We start from the raw sequence: 18,030 nt of genomic DNA, 5'->3' as shown, positions 1-18,030 counted from the left end.
CCGGCGCGCTGGCCGCCCCGCCCCCGGGCGGCCCGCGCCTCCTCGGGCGGGACGCCGGGTCAGCGGCGGCGGCCGCGGGTGCGCTTCACCTTCAGTTCCTCGAAGCGCGGTACGTCGCCCTCCCGGACCCGCTGCCACGCGCGCCGGTACAGCTCCGCGGCCGGTTCCAGCGGTACGAGCACGCCCAACGCGGGCCGGCCGCCCGCGACGGGCGCGTACATGGGGAGCTTCCACCGCTCCACGGGAAGGGTCGGGGAGTCCATCTCGGCCCACCCTCCCGGCAGGAACAGGGAGCGCCCGGCCCGGCCGCGGCCGGCCGACACCACCAGGTGCGTGTCGGCGAGTTCGGCGCGCGCGGCCTTGAGGCGGGCCGGCTTCCAGCCTGTCCAGCGCGCGGTGTTGCGGTCCGTGGGGTCGGGCATGGCGAGCAGTGCGAGGTAGAGCGCCGCCGCGTCGGCGCCCAGCCCGTACTCCCCGGCGGCCTCGGCCACCAGCTCGGGCACGGAGCGGCTCGGGTCCTGCGGCCACCAGGTGCCGTCCCCGTCGGCCGCACCGGCGGCGGGGGCTCCCGGGTCGGCGAGCAGGGCGGCGAACCGCGGGTCGTGGACGGTCCGCAGTGCCGTCTCGACCCAGGTGGGCTGCTGGTCGTCGCCGCGCAGCAGCGGCAGGTACGGGTCACCCCCGGTGGAGTCGAGGAGTGCCGGGCGCAGCGCGGGCTTGGGCCGGTCGTCATGGGTGGCCATCAGGACGGCGCCGTAGCGCTCGTACCCCTCGCCGGTCTCCGTCGGCGTGCCGGCCGCCGCGCGGAAGTCGGCGAGGCCGGTGTAGCCCCAGGTGCCGAGCAGGAGTCCGGGCGCGGCCAGCCGCTGGCGCACGGCTGTCAGCACCGGTGGCAACGATGCCCGGACCGGGTCTCCGGCCGGGAGCCGGTGGGCCAGCCAGGCCGCCATCCCGAGGGACCCGGTCAGGACCGCGGTGTCGAAGGGCCGGTCGGTGGGTTCGAGGAGTTCCGCGTGGTCGCCGCGGATGGTCCATGCCGCGTCCGTGGAGAGCTCGGGGGACGCCGCGGGGTCGAGCAGGGCGCGCAGGGCCGTGTGCGCGGGCCAGGAGGTGCGTACGGCGCGGGCCGCCTCCGTGGCCAGCCAGTCGGGGACGGGGGTGCGGCGGCCGATCCGCCGGTTCCACACCTCCGCCGCCGCCGCGGCGTCGGGGCCCTCGCTCCACAGCCGGGCCGGTTCGGCGGGGAGCAGCGCGGCGACGACGGCGCACCGTGTGCCGGAGTCGAGGCTCTTGAGCTCGTCGCGGGCGCAGGCGGCGTCGGTGGCCTTGACGTCGAGGGCGGTGCGCAGTTCGGCGGGCAGGAAGTGGTGGCCGTAGTTGTCGATGTGCGGCATTCCGGCGACCACCAGCCGGGCGAGCGTGGTGGAGACTCCGGTGAGCCGGGCGAACTCGTCGGCGGCTTCCGGCCGGAAGGGGGCGGGGCCGCGCTCGGCGGCCTCCGCGAGGAGGGCGGCCAGCCAGCCCGCGCCGCGTTCCCGGTCGCCGAGCGGCGCGTCGCCGCGCACGGTGTAGGGGCCGGGGGCGAGGAACCGCCCGGTGGGGTCGTAGTAGAGGGCGCCGTACTCGTGGCCGTCGGGAACGGCCTGGCTGTGCTCCGTCAGGGCCAGGGCGGCGCCGCCCCCGAGGGGGAGCACGCTGCGGTGGTGGACGTTGCGTTCGGCGCCGGGGCCGGCGGCCAGGTGGCGCTGTTCGAGGTGGAGCAGGACACGGCGCCAGTGGCCGGCGGAGCCCTCGGACGAGTCGAGGCCGAGCCCGGCGACCGCGTCGAGCACGCTGACGAGGGCCGTGCGCTGCTCGTCGCTGACGGTCCCGGTGACGGCGCGGTAGGCCGCGGCGGCGGGGTGGTCGAGGAACTTCGTCCAGGGCAGGCCGCTGTACGGCAGGCAGGGGACGTCGAAGTGCAGCCGGCCGGGAACCGGCGCGGCGTCCGTCCGCGCGCGGGCGGCGCCCAGTTCGCGCAGCAGGCGGTGGGCGGCGTCGCTGTCGCTGCCCCAGCGGTAGTAGCCGGAGCCGATAAGTCCGCTCAGTGCGTCGCCGAGCAGGCGGTCGGCGGGTCCCTCCTCGTGTTCCCGACCGGGGCCGGTGTCCGCGCGGAGCCGGGCGGCGACCGCGTCGAGGGCCTTCTGCTGGGTGAGGGTGAAGCGCAGGACCTCGACGATTCCGCCGATCAGCTGGGGCGCGGTGACCTGGGGCAGGGCGGCGGCGACGAGGCCGGGGAGGTCGGTGAGGCGCTCGGCCGCGGCGGCCGCCTTGAGCAGCGCGCCGACGGTCTCCCGGTCGGCGCCGCGCAGGGCGAGCGAGCCCTCGGGGTCGCGCGGGCGCATGGCGTACCAGTGGGAGAGCGGGGGGAGGTCCACGCTTCCGGTGGCGAAGCGGTCGTCGTCGCCGCGCGAGCGGGTGGTGAGGACGCCGTCGGGGTCGGTGAGGCCCAGCTCGCGCCAGTGGTGCGACAGCGCGCGGGGCCGGTCGTCGCCGGGGAGGAGGAGGGCGGCGACGGGCGCGTCGTGCCCCTCGGGAACCGTGACGGCGAGGCCGTTGGGGTGGGCTCCGCGCCAGCCGTCGCCGGCGATCCGTACGGTGGTCCAGCCGTGCAGGCCGTCCAGGGGGGCGCCGAGCGCCGAGCCGGGCACGGCGGGGGTGGGCCGCAGCCAGCTCCCGCGACCGGGGGTGACGGTGTCCTCGGGGCGGCCGGTCCGTGCCCGGGCGGCGAAGTCGGCGAAGAAGGCGGGCAGGGAGCGGCGTCCGTAGGCCGCGCCGGCGGGGTCGTACTCCTGCCAGCCGCCGTCGCTCTGCTGCTCGTCGCGCTGCCACACCCAGTACGAGGTGCCGTCGGACACCACCGGCCGCTCGTCCGGCAGCTCGGTGTCGCCGCGGTGCAGGACGCCGCCGCCGGTGGTGCGGCCGCCGCCCGGGAGGGGGAGGCTGAGGTGGTCGGAGCGCGGCGACCAGTAGTCGCGGCGGGTGTCCAGCCGGAAGACGGTGCCGGGCGAGGAGTGCCAGTAGGCCTGGGCGTCGCTGCCCCAGGAGGACCAGAAGACGAGGAGTTCGCCGTCCACGTAGTGGAATCCGTGGCGGTAGGAGGAGCCCGTGGGGATCCGCAGGTCGTGCGTGAGGACGGTGGAGTCGGCGTCGATGATCCTGACCTGGGTCTCGTTGGAGACGATGAGGTAGGGCCAGGCCTCCGTCACCGTCAGGCCGCGGCGGCCCTTGGCGGGTGCCAGTTCCTCGGTCGCGCTCTCCCAGGCGGGCCAGGTGAGCTCCTCGAAGAGTCCGCCGCGCAGGGTGCGCGCGAGGGTTTCGCCCAGGTCGGCGGCGGCCGCGGCCGCGACGTCGTCGGGGGCGAGTTCGAGGGCTTCCGCGGGCAGCCAGGTCAGTCGCTGGATGGCGTCGGGGACGCCGGGCAGCCCGGCGGCGGTGGAGGCGCGGGCGACCTCGCCCATCCACCGTGTCAGCAGGGGGCGGCCGCCGGCCGAGGCGGCGACGCGCTGGATGACGTCGGTGCCGGAGTTGGCGTCGCCGAGGCCGTCCAGGGCCCGCCGGAAGGCGGGGTGGAAACGCTCGTCGGCGGCGAGGGCGAGCAGGTCGCGGCGTTGGTCGGCGCGCGCCCAGTCGCGCAGGTTCAGTGCCGCGTGGTGGCGCCGCTTGTCCTCGGGGGCCGGGTCGGCGACGGGCACGTCGAGGGTGAGCAGCAGGTCGAGGAGGTCGGCGTCCTCGACGCCCACGCGCAGGCCGGCTTCGCGGCCGGGCCGGGCGAGTTCGGTGCGCAGGCGCTCCGCGCAGCGGTCCACGAGACCGAGCAGGGCGGGGGGTGTGGGGCGCAGGCCCCAGCCGGCGTGGCGGGCGGCGTGGAAGCGCTCCAGCCAGCCGGCGGCGCCGTCGGCGCACCGCTCCTCGGCGGGGAGCTCCTCGTGGACCAGCCCGGCGGTGGCTCCGGACTCCTCCAGGATGTCCAGCCACAGGGTGGTGAGCGCGACGCTGTCGCCGCCGCCGGGCGGTGTCAGCCCGAGGAGCGTGCCGCGGACGGCCGGGACGCGGCGGCCGAGGGCCACGAGCGCGCTCCGGTGGGCCTTCCACCAGCCGGTCGCGGCGCGCAGGGTGGCGGGCAGCGGCAGCAGCTCGGCGAGGTAGTCCTGTTCCGCTTCGGTGCCGGTGAGGCCCGCGGCGCGGGCGAGTCGGCGCAGCTCGACGGCGGCCTGGGCGGAGGGCGGCAGTCCGCCCGCCGTGCGGCGTACGCACAGGCGGCGGAACCGCTCGTAGGCCTCGGCCGGGCTGACGCGGACGGCGAGTTCCTTCCCGTACCCGGTGAGGACCTTGACCGGGAGAGCGCCGGCGAGGGCGAATTCGAGGAAGACGGCGTCGAGGCGGTCCTCGTCGACGGCCAGGCCGTGCTGGGCCTCGGCGGTACGGGCCCGGCCGAACAGCTGGGCGGCGTAGGTGGTGTTCTCGACGGCGAGGAAGGTGCGGGCGGCCTGCTCGTAGAAGACCGGCAGGAAGTGGGGGACGGCGGCGGCGAGCCGGCCCGCCAGTTCGTGGCAGGCGTCGAGGGCGGCCTTGGGCTTGGTCTTGGCCTGCCGGGCGAGGCGGTCCAGTTCCGGTACGACGGCGAGCGCGTGGTGGCCGTCGTCGGGGTGGTGCACCAGGACCCATTCGGGGAAGCCGAGTTCCTGGCGGCGCCGGAGGCCGACGACGGGAGGCGGGCCCTCGGCGGGTACGAGTCCGAGGAACCCGGCGGCGAGGTCCTCGGCCGCGCCGAGTTCGGCGGCGGCGAGCCGGACGACGACACGGCCGTCCGCGAGGGCGGGGTGGTGGTAGGAGCGCGCGGTCAGGTCGACGGCGGAGGGGCCGGCTCCCGGTGTGCCGTGCGGAAGGACCGCCCCGGCCTTGAGCAGCAGTTCGGCCTCGCTCACGGACCCGCCGTCCTTCCCCGTGGTTGTGTCGGTGCTGTCGTTCGTAGCGATGATGGTGTTGATGGTGGTGTCGATGGTGGTGCTCACGCGTCCCGGCCTTCCTCGATCTTGCGCCCGGCGTACAGCGCCGCGGCCATCCGCATGCCCTCGGACCAGGCGACCGGGCCGACCTCCGTCAGCGGGACCGCCCGGCCTTCGTCGTCGTGCCAGCTCAGGGCGCCGGTACTCGTCTCGTCCTCGTAGTAGGGCTCGCCGATCCACACGGTCGCCTCCAGGCCGCGGCCCGCGTCCCGCACCTTGCAGGTGGCGTAGCCGCCGGAGACGCGGTAGCCGAGGCCGGTCGCCCGGGCGGCCAGGCCGTAGCGGTTGGCGAACACCCCGCCCGCGTAGTCGCGGACCTCGGTGGCGGGGCCGGCGAGTCCGGTCGGCTTGCTCCACGTGGCCCGGTGGATCTGCTCGACCCGCTGCTCGATGCCGAGTTCGGCCGCGAAGTCCCGTACGTCGTCCAGGTCGGGGAGCAGCACCGGGTGCGGCAGGGTCACCGTGAGCGGGGAGAGGCGCACCGTCTCGCCGTCCAGGTTGACCACCTTCAACTCGCCGGCGGAGGTGGCGTCCCGCAGGAAGCCCACCTCGTCCGGGTCGTCGCCGACGACGGCGAGGTCGCGCAGGGCGTGCTGCCAGGCCTCGTCGGGCCAGACCCGGGCGAGCAGTTCGGTCGGCACCGGCAGGGAGGACACCATCCAGGTGTCGACCTGGGCGACGCAGGCGGCCTCGTGCCGGTCGAGCCATTCGCCGAGCCGGCGCAGCCGGTCCACCTCGGGGTGGTCCTTCAAAGCCTTGGGCAGCGTCTTCAACTGCCGTCCCGCCGAACGGCCGCCGGCGGACCGCGCCGCCACCCGCCCCTGAACCAGGGCGATCTCGTACCCCTCGCCCGCCGCAAGCCATGCCATGTGCCCGTGCCCCCGCCTGTCCCGTCCGAATCCGCGCAGCCCTGACAGGGGGGAGCCGAACCCCCTGAGCCGCGGTATGCCGGGAGACTAGCGAGCGCCACTGACAACACCCTTGGGAGGGTGCCCGGTCGGTTGTATGTCCGGATCTGGGTAGGCTCCGGCTGACAGTACGCACAACGTTCGGGGTGGGGACATGGGACGTCGGACAGTGGGGGCCGGTGCGGTCCTGGTGGCTTCGCTGCTGCTGGGCGCGACAGGTTGCGCGGATCCGGCCGGGGGCGGGGCCGACGGGAAGCCGTCGGCTCCGGGGAGCGCCGCGCGGTCCACGCCGCCGACCGGCGCCCCCCCGGCGGGTGGTGGCAGCCCGGCGGGCGGGGACGCGCTGCCCGGTATGGTCACCACGGCTGTGGCCAGGACGCAGTTGGCCGCCCTGCGGGTGGCGCCGGTGGGCACGATGGCGGGGTACAGCCGCGCCAGGTTCACGCACTGGGCCGAGCAGGGCGACAAGTGCGACACGCGGGAGACGGTGCTGCGGCGCGACGGCGTCGGCGTCGTGCGCGACGCGGAGTGCAAGGCCGTCTCCGGCACCTGGACGAGCCTCTACGACGGGGTGGTAGCCACCGACGCGGCGAAGATGGACATCGACCACATGGTGCCCCTGGCCGAGGGGTGGCGTTCCGGCGCGGCCGGCTGGGACGCGGCCCGGCGCAAGGAGTTCGCCAACGACCTGAGCCGGCCCCAGCTGCTGGCGGTCACGGCCTCCTCGAACCGTTCGAAGGGCGACCAGAGCCCGGACCAGTGGCAGCCGCCGGAGCGCTCCAGCTGGTGCCAGTACGGCCGGGCCTGGACCGCCGTCAAATCCGCCTACGGGCTGACCGTCACCGAACCGGAGAAGAAGATGCTCACCACGATGCTGGACACGTGCGCGTCATGACCGACCGGAGCGCCGACGGGTCGCGGCGGCAGTGGGTGGACCAGGTGCCGGCGGGCCCGGGCGGGGCGATGACCGACGAGGTCGGCGTCATCACGGGCCCGTTGACCCTGCGCACCACGGCGGTGGCCGGGGACCTGGTCTCCTTCGACGTCCAGTACACCGACGCGGACGAGTGGTACACCCTCTCCGGCAGCCCGCTCCCCCACCACGGCGATCCGGCGGGCCTGCACGGCGCCGCCCTCGCCGCGATCCGCGCCGGGCACGCGGCGCGGGCCCCGGGGGCGGACTCCGCCTGAGGGGACGGCGGGCCGGTCGCTCACGCCCTTCGCGGGCCGCCCGGCGCGGGGGCCGCCGTGCGCGGGCCGACGCCGTTCGCGGCCCGCCTCGCCCGGGGGCCGCCCTCCCGGGGCCGTAGTCCGCGGCCTCACAACACGGCTACGCCCAGCGGCCGGTCCCCCGCCGCGAGCCGGCGCGTGGCGCCGGTGTCCAGACCGGCACGGCCGCGGTGACCTCGCGCCCCGCCGTGTCGATGACCTCCAGTACGCCCGTCGCGCCGGGGACGTTCACCCCGACGTACGCGCGCGTCCCGTCGGGGGACAGCGCGATGCCCATGCCGCCGCCCCGGTACTCGCCGTCCGTGGCGGGGCCGGTGGCGGTGCGCAGGGGTACGCGGGCCACCCGCTCACGGGTGCGGGTGACGACGACGGCGACACCGTCGGCGGTGGCCACCCAGGCGAGGCCGTCGGCGCCGACGGCCAGTCCGTACGGGGCCCGCCCGACGGGGACGGAGGCGAGCGTGCCGCGCCGCGGGTCGGCGAAGGTGACGGTGTCGGCGCCGAAGTCCGCCACGAGCAGGGTGCCCTCGGGGGTCGCCGCGGTGTCCGCGAGCGCGGACGCCGAGGGCCGCGGCGTTGCCTCGGTGCGCGGCGTTGCCTCGGTGCGCGGCCGGGGCGGCTCCTTCGGGGTGCAGGCGCTGAGCAGCAGGGCCGCGGCGGCGGCGAGCGCGGCGCTCACGGCGGCGCGGCGGCCGCGCCGGGCACCGCGCCCGGCACTGCCGTGGGGCGGTCGGTGGTGCGGTCGAGGGAGCGGTCCGCGGGGCGGTCGAGAGGGCGGTCGGTGGTGCGGGGTCATGGTGTCCCTCTCGGCTCCGGGCGGGGAGGGAGCAGCGGCCCTGTCCTTCCGCTCTCGCCGTTCCATGGTGGCCCCGCCCCGGGCCGCGTCCGGTCGGCCCGGCGGCTTCGGACCCCGGGCGGTCCGGGGGATGCCGGGGTCCGCCGATCGGCCGATGCGCGGCGCCGGGAGGTCCGCCCGAGGATCCGCTCAGGCCTCGTACTCCGTGAGGTCGATGCCGTGGATCTGGAGGAGGTGGCCGTACTCGGGGTGGGTGGTGTCGCGCTCCAGCACCATGCCGAGCTTGCGGATCACGTTCTCGGACTCGTCGTTGCCGGCCCGGTTGATCGCGACGACCCGGTCCAGGCCGCGGTCCTGGAGGGCGAACTCCAAGGTGGCGTGGGCGGCCTCGGAGGCGTAGCCCTGGCCCCAGTACTGCCGGCCGAGCCGCCAGGTGATCTCCACCGCCGGGAGGACCTCGGGCAGGTACTCGGGGACCGACAGGCCGGTGAGGCCGATCAGCTCGCCGGAGCCGAGGAGCTCGACGGCGAAGAGGCCGAAACCCTCCTCGTCCCAGTCCTCCTCCCAGCGTTCGAGGTCCTCGGCGGTCTGTTCCAGGTCACGGACCGAACCGTCGCCGATCCACCGCATCACCTCCGGGTCCGCGTTGATCTCGGACAGGGGGACGAGGTCGTCGTCGTCCCAGCGGCGCAGGAGGAGGCGGGGGGTAAGGATCTCGGTCATGCGGCCCATCCTGCCGAACACCGCCGCACAGGGGTAATCGGGGCCTGGTTTCGGTCGTTCCCGGGCGGTCGGGCCCGCGCGGGGCGTGGCCGGGTGCGGGTGGGGCATGGCTCTACGGTCCACGGGAAACCACGATCGAGGAGTGTTCCGCCATGCCTTTCGACCTGTCCGGTGAGAGCCGGTACGACCGCGCGCGGTTACGGCAGTGGGCGCGCGGGCGCGCCCGCACTGCCGGGGTGGACCGCCGTGACCTGCTCAAGCTGTTCGCGGCGGGTGCCGCCGCCGGTCCCCTGGGCCTGGCCGCCGCCGGCCCGGCCGCGGCGGGCACCACCGCCGCCGGAACCGGCGCCGTGGCCGCGCCGGGGATCGTCAAGCCGGTGCCGCCGGAGCTGTTCACCCTGCGGGGTACCAATGCCGAGACGAACTTCGCGGCCCTGCGCGGCACGGGTCACCTCACACCCGTCGACCGGTTCTTCGTCCGCAACCACACCTCCACCCCGCGCATCGACGCGCGCGAATGGCGGCTGCGGGTGTGGGGCGACGGCCTGTCGGACGGGCCGGTGGAGTTCTCCTACGACCGGCTGCGGGCGCTGCCGGCCGTCGAGCGGACCCTGTTCATCGAGTGCGCGGGCAACGCGCGGAATTTCTACACCACCCAGCAGGGTCAGCCGGTCGCCGGCACGCCGTGGACCCTCGGCGCGATCGGCGTCGCCCGCTGGCGGGGGGCGCGGCTGTCGGACGTCCTGCGGCGGGCGGGCGTCGCCCGCACCGCCGTGGACGTCCTCCCCCGGGGGCTGGACGAGGAGGTGGTCGCGAGCGGGGTGAATCTGGGCCGGGTGCGGCGCCCGCTGCCCGTCGCGAAGGCCTTGGACGACGTGATCCTGGCGTACGAGATGAACGGCGAGCCGCTGCCTCCCGACCACGGCGGTCCGGTCCGTATGGTCGTACCCGACTGGATCGGGATCTCCTCGATCAAGTGGGTCGGGGACATCGAGGTCAGCGGGCAGCCCCTGTACACGCCGTGGAACACCGACCTGTACCGGATGTTCGGCCCGGACCACCCCGCCGGGGGCGGCGCCCCGCTGACCCGCCAGACCCTGAAGAGCGCCTTCGAACTGGAACTGGGGGCCACGTTCGTCGCGCACCGCACGCGGCTGCTGACGGGGCGCTCCTGGTCGGGTGCGGCGCCCGTGCTCGGGGTGGAGGTCAGCACCGACGGCGGACTCCGCTGGCAGCCGGCCCGCCTGCACGACACCCCGCGCCGAGGCAGCTGGGTGCGCTGGTCGCTCCCGTGGACCCCGCGCGCGGCCGGCCCGACCGCGCTCCTGGCGCGGGCCACCGACGCCACCGGGCGCACCCAGCCCACCACGGCGGTCCCCAATACGGAGGGCTACCTCTTCGACGCGGTCGTACGCCATCCGGTGACCGTCGTCTGACGGGGGTCTGACCGTGGCCTGACGGGGGCGGACTCCCCGCGGACCGGGGTGCTGGTCGCGAGGGGCGCCTGCCGGGGAGGGGCCGTGCGGCAGCCCGTGAGGGTCCGGACGGGAAGACCGGCGCGGAAAGGACGAGAATGGTGGGTTGGGCGGGTCGGGGTTCCCGGATCGGCCACGAGGGACGGAGAGAGCGGTGGAGATGTCGACGAAGGAGGTCTTCGGCGCCCCGTGCTGGGTGAGCCTGATGACCCGCGACCTCGCCGCGGCGCAGCGCTTCTACGGCGCGGTCGTCGGCTGGCGGTTCCGCCGTACGCGTCTGGGCGCCGGTTTCTCGGTCGCCGAGCTGGAGGGGGTGCCGGTGGGGGGAGTCGGCGCTCTCGCCGGTGACCTCGCGGTCGCGGTGGCGTGGACCCCGTACTTCGCCGTCGACGACGCCGACGTCGCGGTCGACCGGATCCGTGAGCGCACCGGCACCATCGCGGTCGGCCCGGTCTCCTTCGCCTCCGGCGGCCGCGGCGCCCTGGCCGCGGACCCGGACGGGGCCGTCTTCGGGATCTGGGAGGGCCCGGTCGCTGCCGGCTGGCGGGTGGGTACGGGCCGGGCCCCGGCCTGGCTGGAGCTGCGTACGCGCAACGCCTTCGACGCGGCGCTGTTCTACGGCGCGGTCCTGGAGTGGGCCACCGGCCGACCCGGGTGCTGCGAGGTCTCGTACGAGGAGGACCAGGTCGTACTGCGGCAGGGCGGGGAGCCCGTCGCCCGGCTCGACAGCGGGCCCGTCGAGATGGCGGGCTACGACCCGCACACCCGGCCGCGGTGGCACGTCCACTTCCGGGTCCCGGCGCTGGAGCCGGCAGTCGAGGCGGCCGGCTCGCTCGGCGGGCGCACGGTCTCGGACGTGGCGTCGAACGCGACGGAGCGGTGGGTGGCGCTCCGGGACCCCGACGGGGCCCTCTTCACGCTCACCACGTCGCTGGCGGCACCACCACCGGTCACGGCACCTCGGGGATGAACGGGGTCACGGCACCTCGGGGATGAACGGGAGGTAGTCCACGCCCGGGATCGCGGGGACCACGGTGTAGCTCGCCTCCGGGATCTCGTTCCACATGCCGGGCAGGTTCCCCAGGGGCTCCGAGACGACGAGGCGCGTGGCGTCGGAGACGTCGTTGAGGAAGTCCAGCTCCGGGTGGAGGTGCCGGACGGTGTCGGCCCGGCTGCTGTGGAAGAGGGACCGGGACCGGCCCTGGCTGGAGTACCGGAACGCCCACAGCCGCTCGCCGTCGCTCACCGCCACCGTCATCTGGAGCGGGTCGGCGACGCCATGCTCCTTGCCGAGCCGCTCCACCAAGCCGGCCATCCGCGCCACCGCCCCCGGCACGTCCTGGTCCAGGCCGAAGGTGACCGCCAGGTAGAACATCACCTCGGAGTCGGTCGAACCCTCGATCGCGGGGAACAGGGCGGGGTCCACGGCCATGCACAGGTCCCGCTGGAGCCGCTGGAAGTCCGTGATCGCCCCGTTGTGCATCCACAGCCAGCGCCCGTGCCGGAAGGGGTGGCAGTTGGTCTGCTGGATGGCCGACCCCGTGGAGGCGCGGACGTGGGCGAAGAACAGCGGTGACCGCACATGCCCGGCCAGCTCGCGCAGGTTGCGGTTGTTCCACGCGGGCGCGATGTCGCGGAAGACGGCCGGAGTGCCGTCCCCGACGCCGTCCGTGCTGTACCAGCCGACACCGAAGCCGTCGCCGTTGGTGGACTCGGCGCCCAGGCGCGCGTAGAGGCTCTGGTTGATGAGCGAGTGCTCCGGTCGGTAGAGCACGGCGTCGAGCACGATGGGCGAACCCGAGTAGGCGAGCCAGCGACACATGGACATCATCCCCTTCTCAGCCTGCTCCGAGCGTAATACCCCGCGCCGGGGCGGGGCCTGCCCCGGTCGGCCGGACGGCGCAACGGGCGGCGCGCGGGTCGCCCGGGAGGGTATCGGGGAGGTGTCCTGGCGCGGACGCTCCGTAACGGTTCGAGATGCGGACATGGGGAGCTGCTGCTTCGCTGATTCCGCCCGTCCTCACCCACGGATGTACGGGCTTTCGGACCCGAGGAGTGATCATGAGTGTTGCAGGCGAGTCGCAGGGCCGGTCCCGGCAGATGCGCGAGAAGGCCAAGGAGCTGAACGCGGCTGCGGAGCGCTCCACCGACCCGGACGAGAGCCGCCGGCTGCGCGAGAAGGCCGGCCGCCTCCAGGCGCAGAGCGAGCAGGAGAGCCGCATGGACGACCGGGGCATGGACCACCCCCTGTAGGTCCGGCCGCGCCTCCCGACCGCCCCCGTACTACCTCGTCAGCTCTCTCCCGTCCCCGGCCGTGCTTTCGGCGTGCGCGCGTCGGGGGTCGAGGCGTACGCGTCGGTGCCGGGCGAGGCATGGAGCGGCCGAAGCCGGGTAGCCGCCCGTCTGAGCATCTGGCGCGCGGGGGGCGGTGCGATGAGCCACCCCGGACCGTTGCGCCCATGACGGGAGGGTTCCGATGTCGCACGCCGAACAGAACCGGATGGTGCGCGGGGGCACGCAGGCCGCGTCCCGCGGCGGAACGGGCCGTGAGGTCGTGGCCCGCTGCGGGCTGGCGGCTCGCGGCGTGCTGTACGTACTGGTCGGAGTCATGGCCGTCCGTGTCGCCTTCGGCGAGACCAGTCAGGAAGCCGACCGCCAGGGCGCGCTCCAGGAGATGGCGGGGCACCCGGTGGGCGCCGTCCTCATCTGGGCGGTGGGTGTGGGCCTGGTGTGCATGATGCTGTGGCGGCTGTCCGAGGCACTGTTCGGCGCCGTGGGACCCGACGGCGACAAGGCCACGAAGCGGCTCGCGTCGACCGCTCGGGCGATCTTCTACGCCGTCATGGCGTTCTCCGTCCTGTCCTTCGCGGCCGGTTCCGGTGGATCACAGTCGGGTGACCAGCAGTCCCGCGACGTCACATCCAAGGTGCTGGACCTGCCTGCGGGGCAGTGGCTGGTCGGCCTGACCGGGGCGGCGATCGCCATCGCCGGTGTGGTCATCGCCGTATCGGCCGCCATGCGCAAGTTCCGTAAGAAGCTGGCCATGGGCACGGTGTCGCAGGGCTGGCGCAAGGCCGTGGACTTCCTCGGCGTCACCGGCGGCGTCGCCCGGGGCGCGGTGTTCACGGCGGCGGGCGGTTTCCTCTTCTACGCCGCCCTGAACTACGACCCGAGCAAGGCCCGGGGTGTCGACGACACCCTGCGGGCGTTCGCGCAGACCCCGGCGGGCCCGTGGCTCCTCGTGGTGGTGGCGGTGGGGCTCGTCCTGTTCGGGCTGTTCTCCTGGTGCCTCGCCCGGTGGCGCCAGGTGTGACGCACACGCGAGAGACACGACGGGCCGGGGCCACGCCCCGGCCCGTCTCCGCGTCCACGGCCGCGTCCGCGTCCAGGCTGTACCGGACGGCGATCATTGCGGTGCCGCCGGGCTGGCGGTCCGGGGTGCGGGGGATCAGGTGCGGCGGGCGGCCCAGACGGTGCGCTCGGTGCGCATGGTCAGGTCGTCGCGGCGCAGGATGCTGTGGGGGCTGTCAGTGTCGAGGAGCTGGTCGAGCGCGGTGAGGTCCTCGGGGGCGAGGGTCTCGGCGACGGCGCCGCGGATGCGCTGCAGGCCGCCGAGGGCGTAGCGGCCGATCACTTCGCTGCGGGAGCCCTCGATGTTCACGGTGATGGTGCGTTCGTCCTCGACGGTGAATCCGGCGTCGGTGAGCATCGGGCCCCAGTCGGCGCCGCGGTGGGGCATGTGCTCGGCCTGCGTGCGGTCGCTCGCGGCGTGGACGCGTTCTTCCAGGCCGGGCCGGTCCCTGGGGGCGCTCGGGGGCAGGAAGCGGGGGAAGCCGGCCAGTTCCACCACGGCGAACAGCCCGCCGGGGGTGAGCAGGTCGTGGACGGTGCGCAGTACGCGGTCAGGGCGGGCCATGTGGTGCATCGAGGCCGACGCCCACACCAGGTCCGGTGAACCGAGGTCGGGCCACTCGGCGGCGTCGAGGTCGGCCTGCACGGTGCGCACGCGCTCCTCCACGCCGCGGGCGCACGCCTTCTCGCGCAGGCGCTGGAGGTGCTCGGCCGACGTGTCGACGGCGGTGACGTGCGCATCGGGGAAGCGGTCGAGGAGGGCGAAGGTCCCCGCCCCGGTGCCGCAGCCCAGATCCACGATCTGGCGGGGGCCGGCGGTCAGCGGGAGCCATGCGGTGATGGAGGCCGTGTGCTCGGCGAGGACCTCGGCGTCCAGGTCGAGGATCTCCGCCTGGCCGCCGGTTCCCTGCTGCTGGAGTTGTTGATGTTCGTTTCGGTGTCCGTGTCCGTGTCCGTGTCCGTGCGGAGCGTCGGAATGGGGGTTGTGCGGGGGTGCTTGGGTCATGCCCTCACGCTAGGACGGCTATGCGCCTGCGGCATGCCAGCTCCCTGATTGCGCAAGATAATGGTCGGGTTTGCTGCCTGGTGCGCAAGACGGCGGCCCCGAGCGGGGCCTTGCGTGCGGCCGCCCTGTCACTCGGGGGCGGCCGGGCTCTGACGGCCGGGGGCTTCGTTCTGGTGGCCGCGGCGGGCGTCGCGGTCGAAGATGCCCAGGATCTCGCAGGGCCCGCCTTCGGCGCCGATGGCGTGCGGCATCATCGTGGGGAACTCGGCGGCCTGGTTGGTCTCGATGCGCAAGCGGCGGTGGCCGAGCATGAGGATCGCGGTGCCGGACAGGACGACGAGCCATTCGCGCCCCGGGTGGGCGCGCATGCGCGCCGGGTTGTCGGGCGGCGGTTCGGTCAGGCGCTGACGCACCACGCTGATGCCGGGGTCACCCTTCACCGGCCAGCGCATCCGGCCGTGGACCCCGTCGATCGTCGGGCTGATGACGACATCGTCGGTGGCCGTCTCGACGAGCTGGTCGAGGGTGGTGTCCAGGGCGCGGGCGAGGGTGAGGAGCTGGTCCAGTGCGAGGCGGCGCCGGCCGTTCTCGATACGGCTGAGCGAGGACTGGCTGAGGTTCGCGCGGGTGGCCAGTTCCTCCAGGGACCACCCCTGCGCCACCCGCAGAGCCCGGATGCGTTTGCGTACGAGGCCGTCCAACTCTCCATCTTCTTGCGTCATGGGCAACATCGTATGCCTGGGATGCAAGCCGGGATTAGCGTCGTGAGCAGCTGGTCCGGACGATCTCGGGCCGCGCACGAGGAAGGGGTAGGACGATGTCCGAGACGACTCAGGCCTACGAAAGTGACACGCTGCCCGGCCGGACGGTCGACACGGTAGTGATCGGCGGCGGGGCCGCGGGGCTGAACGGCGCGCTGATGCTGGCCCGCTCCCGCCGCTCGGTCGTCGTGATCGACAGCGGCACCCCGCGCAACGCGCCCGCCGCGGCGATGCACGGTTTCATCGTCCTGGACGGCACGCCGCCCTCCGAGATCCTCAAGCGGGGCCGCCAACAGGTACGCCAGTACGGCGGCCGCATCGTCTTCGGCGAGGTGGCCTCCGCCGCGCCCGCCGCGCCGTCGCCCCAAGGGGATCCGCGGTTCGCCATCGGCCTGGCCGACGGCCGCGCTCTGACGGCGCGCCGCGTGCTGGTGGCCACCGGTCTGCGCGATGTGCTGCCCGAGGTGCCCGGCCTGGCAAAGCACTGGGGCCGCGGCGTGGTGCACTGCCCCTACTGCCACGGCTGGGAGGTACGCGACGAGCCGATCGGCATCCTCGCCACCGGGCCCGCCTCCGTGCACCACGCGCTGCTGTTCCGGCAACTGAGCAGCGACCTGGTCTACTTCACCCGTGGCGCCGGCCTGGACGCGGACACCCGTGCACGGTTCGCCGCCCGCGGTATCCGCGTACTCGACACCCCGGTGCGGGAAGTCGTCGACGACCAGGACGGCGCCATCGCCGGCGTGCGCCTGACCGACGGCACCATCGTGGAGCGCCGGGTCCTGGCCGTCGCCCCGCAGCTGCAAGCCCGCACCGAGGGCCTGGAAGGGCTCAAGCTGCCGATGGAGGACCTGCCCGACGCCATGGGCCGGCGCTTCGCCTCCGCCACGGCCGGAGCCACGGAGATCGCGGGCGTGTGGGTGGCCGGCAACGCCACCGACCTCACCGCCCAGATCGGCGCGTCCGCCGCGGCCGGCGCCCTGGCCGGTTCCCACATCAACGCCGCGCTGGCCACCGCGGACACCGCCGCGGCCCTCGCCGCCGTACAGGCCAAGACGAACTGACGCGGCGCCGGCAAACCGCACGACCACGGAACCTGCTGCTACGAATGGGCGATCCGCCTTCACGGGCTCCAACGCCCGGCCGCCGCGCTCCTCCTCACGTACCCAGCTGACCGTGGAGTTGGATACGAGAGACCGCCAGTTGGACCCCGTACTCCCCCGGCGGGACGCTGACCGTGACGGTGGGGCCGTCGTCGGGCAGGCTGTCCGGGCCGGATACGGCCAGCAGCCCGCTCGGCACCCGGAGGGTTCCGATCCGGCGCGGCTCCACGACGGTCATCTCGGAGTGGTACCCGTCGCTCACACGCGTCCCGGGCCGGAACAGCGCGTCGATCGGCCCGGGCTGCGCGGGGCGGGGCGGTTGCCAGCAGGTGGCGGGGACGTCGGATGCGTCCGACGCCCCCGCGACTGAGGCGAGCGCCGCCGCCTGGAGCACTACCGGCCCGGGCAGACAAGGCCACTGACAAGGCCCTGTGCGGGGGACCAGGCACGGGACAACGGCCGGGGCCTGCCCGTGTCGAGCCTTCGGCCAGGCCGTCGGGGGCGGCAACCGCTCCTTGGACCGAGCAGCGCCTGCGGCGTGAAACGGACATCTCAGCCACGGCAGCCGGATAGTCGCCGGGCATCCCAAAGCTTCGTCCGACACGAGGGTCAAAGAATGGCAAAAGGGGCATATTGAAGAGAGGTGCACTGGAGGGAGATGGTTCGCCATGGCCGGAGAGCTGCTGATCATGCTGGCCCTCATGGGCGTCGCCGGCCTGGTGTTCCTGGTGGCGGGAGCCCGAGTGGTCCGGCAGTACGAGAGAGGTGTCGTGCTGCGTTTCGGGCGCCTGCGCGGCCAGGTCCGGGGGCCCGGGTTCACCATGATCGTTCCGGGTGTGGACCGGATGCACAAGGTGAACTTGCAGATCGTGACCCTGCCGGTGCCCGCCCAGGACGGCATCACGCGCGACAACGTCACCGTCCGGGTGGACGCCGTCATCTACTTCAAGGTCGTCGACCCCGTCGATGCGATCATCCGCGTCGAGGACTACCGGTTCGCCGTCTCCCAGATGGCGCAGACCTCGCTCCGCTCCATCCTCGGCAAGAGCAATCTCGACGAGCTGCTCTGCAACCGCGAGAAGCTGAACCAGGGCTTGGAACTGATGATGGACAGTCCGGCTGTCGAGTGGGGCGTGACCATCGACCGGGTGGAGATCAAGGACGTTTCCCTCCCGGAGACGATGAAGCGGTCCATGGCGCGGCAGGCCGAGGCCGACCGCGAACGCCGGGCCAGGATCATCAACGCCGATGCCGAGCTCCAGGCGTCCAAGAAGCTGGCGGAAGCCGCCGCCGTGATGTCCGACCAGCCCGCCGCCCTCCAGCTGAGGCTGCTGCAGACGGTGGTCGCGGTCGCCGCCGAGAAGAACTCCACCCTCGTCCTGCCGTTCCCCGTCGAGCTGCTGCGCTTCCTGGAACGCGCCACCCCGCCGCAGGCCGGCACGGACAGGACTTCCGCCGGTCAGACGCCGCGCAGCGCCCCCGCCCCGGGGGAACCGCCGTCCGGCTCCCCCGCGACGAACGGCGCCGCTCCCGCACTGCCTGACACCGTGCCGGCACCTGCGGCGGACCGGAGAGCCGCATAGCCCCGGGGACGGCGCGCTGCCTGAGCGACGCGTCGTCTGAACGACG

General features: G+C 74.4%; 15 protein-coding genes and 1 pseudogene. 8 read left to right on the top strand and 8 right to left on the bottom strand.

Translation table 11 applies throughout. The features are described 5' to 3' along the window. Positions 1-59: 59 nt before the first annotated feature. Both ACFWUQ_RS05570 and ACFWUQ_RS05565 read right to left on the bottom strand, forming a co-directional pair. Positions 60-5,054 carry a DNA-binding protein gene (locus ACFWUQ_RS05570; RefSeq protein WP_384533180.1) on the bottom strand — a complete coding sequence of 1,665 codons (4,995 nt, stop codon included), beginning with the start codon at positions 5,052-5,054 and terminating at the stop codon, positions 60-62. Further along, entirely contained in the window at positions 5,051-5,917 is an 867-nt protein-coding gene (locus ACFWUQ_RS05565) for a DUF4132 domain-containing protein (protein ID WP_384533177.1), read from the bottom strand. Before ACFWUQ_RS05565 ends, ACFWUQ_RS05570 begins: the two co-directional genes overlap by 4 nt. A gap of 193 nt (positions 5,918-6,110) precedes the next feature. On the opposite strand from ACFWUQ_RS05565, the gene ACFWUQ_RS05560 reads away from it, so the two are divergent. Further along, entirely contained in the window at positions 6,111-6,851 is a 741-nt protein-coding gene (locus ACFWUQ_RS05560; protein WP_384533174.1) for an HNH endonuclease family protein, read from the top strand. Further along, complete coding sequence (locus tag ACFWUQ_RS05555) at positions 6,848-7,147, top strand: hypothetical protein (protein ID WP_384533348.1); 300 nt, start codon at positions 6,848-6,850, stop codon at positions 7,145-7,147. Before ACFWUQ_RS05560 ends, ACFWUQ_RS05555 begins: the two co-directional genes overlap by 4 nt. Positions 7,148-7,340: 193 nt before the next feature. Here ACFWUQ_RS05555 and ACFWUQ_RS05550 read toward each other — a convergent pair. Next, a pseudogene (locus ACFWUQ_RS05550) lies at positions 7,341-7,832 on the bottom strand (YncE family protein); the annotation flags it as partial. 339 nt (positions 7,833-8,171) lie between these two features. Further along, positions 8,172-8,705, bottom strand: a complete 534-nt coding sequence (locus tag ACFWUQ_RS05545) for a GNAT family N-acetyltransferase (protein WP_384533171.1) — start codon at positions 8,703-8,705, stop codon at positions 8,172-8,174. Positions 8,706-8,857: 152 nt separating this feature from the next. Between ACFWUQ_RS05545 and ACFWUQ_RS05540 the strand changes: the two genes are divergently transcribed. Then, positions 8,858-10,141 carry a sulfite oxidase gene (locus tag ACFWUQ_RS05540; RefSeq protein ID WP_384533168.1) on the top strand — a complete coding sequence of 428 codons (1,284 nt, stop codon included), beginning with the start codon at positions 8,858-8,860 and terminating at the stop codon, positions 10,139-10,141. Between the two features lie 199 nt (positions 10,142-10,340). Further along, positions 10,341-11,150, top strand: a complete 810-nt coding sequence (locus tag ACFWUQ_RS05535; protein WP_384533345.1) for a VOC family protein — start codon at positions 10,341-10,343, stop codon at positions 11,148-11,150. A 6-nt stretch (positions 11,151-11,156) separates the two neighbouring features. On the opposite strand, the gene ACFWUQ_RS05530 is transcribed toward ACFWUQ_RS05535, so the two are convergent. Further along, positions 11,157-12,002, bottom strand: a complete 846-nt coding sequence (locus tag ACFWUQ_RS05530) for a class II glutamine amidotransferase (RefSeq protein WP_384533165.1) — start codon at positions 12,000-12,002, stop codon at positions 11,157-11,159. A 239-nt stretch (positions 12,003-12,241) separates the two neighbouring features. On the opposite strand from ACFWUQ_RS05530, the gene ACFWUQ_RS05525 reads away from it, so the two are divergent. Both ACFWUQ_RS05525 and ACFWUQ_RS05520 read left to right on the top strand, forming a co-directional pair. Further along, positions 12,242-12,433 carry a DUF6381 family protein gene (locus tag ACFWUQ_RS05525; protein ID WP_384533162.1) on the top strand — a complete coding sequence of 64 codons (192 nt, stop codon included), beginning with the start codon at positions 12,242-12,244 and terminating at the stop codon, positions 12,431-12,433. A 223-nt stretch (positions 12,434-12,656) separates the two neighbouring features. Next, the gene (locus ACFWUQ_RS05520; protein ID WP_384533160.1) at positions 12,657-13,493 is read left to right on the top strand and encodes a DUF1206 domain-containing protein; all 837 of its coding nucleotides are present in this window, start codon (positions 12,657-12,659) and stop codon (positions 13,491-13,493) included. A gap of 135 nt (positions 13,494-13,628) precedes the next feature. Here ACFWUQ_RS05520 and ACFWUQ_RS05515 read toward each other — a convergent pair whose 3' ends face one another. Both ACFWUQ_RS05515 and ACFWUQ_RS05510 read right to left on the bottom strand, forming a co-directional pair. Further along, complete coding sequence (locus ACFWUQ_RS05515) at positions 13,629-14,537, bottom strand: class I SAM-dependent methyltransferase (RefSeq protein ID WP_384533157.1); 909 nt, start codon at positions 14,535-14,537, stop codon at positions 13,629-13,631. A 128-nt stretch (positions 14,538-14,665) separates the two neighbouring features. Continuing rightward, a complete protein-coding gene (locus tag ACFWUQ_RS05510; protein WP_384533154.1) occupies positions 14,666-15,259 on the bottom strand; it encodes a helix-turn-helix domain-containing protein in 594 nt (197 codons plus the stop codon). A gap of 95 nt (positions 15,260-15,354) precedes the next feature. On the opposite strand from ACFWUQ_RS05510, the gene ACFWUQ_RS05505 reads away from it, so the two are divergent. Next, positions 15,355-16,362, top strand: coding sequence for an NAD(P)/FAD-dependent oxidoreductase (locus ACFWUQ_RS05505; protein ID WP_384533151.1), 1,008 nt, complete (start codon positions 15,355-15,357; stop codon positions 16,360-16,362). A gap of 94 nt (positions 16,363-16,456) precedes the next feature. Here ACFWUQ_RS05505 and ACFWUQ_RS05500 read toward each other — a convergent pair whose 3' ends face one another. Next, positions 16,457-16,639, bottom strand: coding sequence for a hypothetical protein (locus tag ACFWUQ_RS05500; RefSeq protein ID WP_384533148.1), 183 nt, complete (start codon positions 16,637-16,639; stop codon positions 16,457-16,459). 430 nt (positions 16,640-17,069) lie between these two features. Here ACFWUQ_RS05500 and ACFWUQ_RS05495 point away from each other — a divergent pair, with 430 nt between their 5' ends. Continuing rightward, positions 17,070-17,984 (top strand): slipin family protein, encoded by a 915-nt coding sequence (locus tag ACFWUQ_RS05495; protein ID WP_384533145.1) that lies wholly within the window; start codon positions 17,070-17,072, stop codon positions 17,982-17,984. The last annotated feature ends 46 nt before the right edge of the window (positions 17,985-18,030 follow it).

The sequence above is a fragment of the Streptomyces sp. NPDC058662 genome (assembly GCF_042716255.1).
In the GTDB taxonomy this organism is placed as follows: domain Bacteria; phylum Actinomycetota; class Actinomycetes; order Streptomycetales; family Streptomycetaceae; genus Streptomyces.
This window is presented reverse-complemented; position numbering and strand designations above follow the sequence as displayed.

Excerpts from the sequence above, each read along its gene's own strand:
- ACFWUQ_RS05540 (WP_384533168.1), top strand. The coding sequence starts at position 8,858 with ATGCCTTTCGACCTGTCCGGTGAGAGCCGGTACGACCGCGCGCGGTTA.
- ACFWUQ_RS05535 (WP_384533345.1), top strand. The coding sequence starts at position 10,341 with ATGTCGACGAAGGAGGTCTTCGGCGCCCCGTGCTGGGTGAGCCTGATG.
- ACFWUQ_RS05520 (WP_384533160.1), top strand. The coding sequence starts at position 12,657 with ATGTCGCACGCCGAACAGAACCGGATGGTGCGCGGGGGCACGCAGGCC.
- ACFWUQ_RS05495 (WP_384533145.1), top strand. The coding sequence starts at position 17,070 with ATGGCCGGAGAGCTGCTGATCATGCTGGCCCTCATGGGCGTCGCCGGC.
- ACFWUQ_RS05530 (WP_384533165.1), bottom strand. The coding sequence starts at position 12,002 with ATGTGTCGCTGGCTCGCCTACTCGGGTTCGCCCATCGTGCTCGACGCC.
- ACFWUQ_RS05510 (WP_384533154.1), bottom strand. The coding sequence starts at position 15,259 with ATGACGCAAGAAGATGGAGAGTTGGACGGCCTCGTACGCAAACGCATC.
- ACFWUQ_RS05505 (WP_384533151.1), top strand. The coding sequence starts at position 15,355 with ATGTCCGAGACGACTCAGGCCTACGAAAGTGACACGCTGCCCGGCCGG.
- ACFWUQ_RS05565 (WP_384533177.1), bottom strand. The coding sequence starts at position 5,917 with ATGGCATGGCTTGCGGCGGGCGAGGGGTACGAGATCGCCCTGGTTCAG.
- ACFWUQ_RS05560 (WP_384533174.1), top strand. The coding sequence starts at position 6,111 with ATGGGACGTCGGACAGTGGGGGCCGGTGCGGTCCTGGTGGCTTCGCTG.
- ACFWUQ_RS05515 (WP_384533157.1), bottom strand. The coding sequence starts at position 14,537 with ATGACCCAAGCACCCCCGCACAACCCCCATTCCGACGCTCCGCACGGA.
- ACFWUQ_RS05525 (WP_384533162.1), top strand. The coding sequence starts at position 12,242 with ATGAGTGTTGCAGGCGAGTCGCAGGGCCGGTCCCGGCAGATGCGCGAG.
- ACFWUQ_RS05500 (WP_384533148.1), bottom strand. The coding sequence starts at position 16,639 with ATGACCGTCGTGGAGCCGCGCCGGATCGGAACCCTCCGGGTGCCGAGC.
- ACFWUQ_RS05555 (WP_384533348.1), top strand. The coding sequence starts at position 6,848 with ATGACCGACCGGAGCGCCGACGGGTCGCGGCGGCAGTGGGTGGACCAG.
- ACFWUQ_RS05545 (WP_384533171.1), bottom strand. The coding sequence starts at position 8,705 with ATGACCGAGATCCTTACCCCCCGCCTCCTCCTGCGCCGCTGGGACGAC.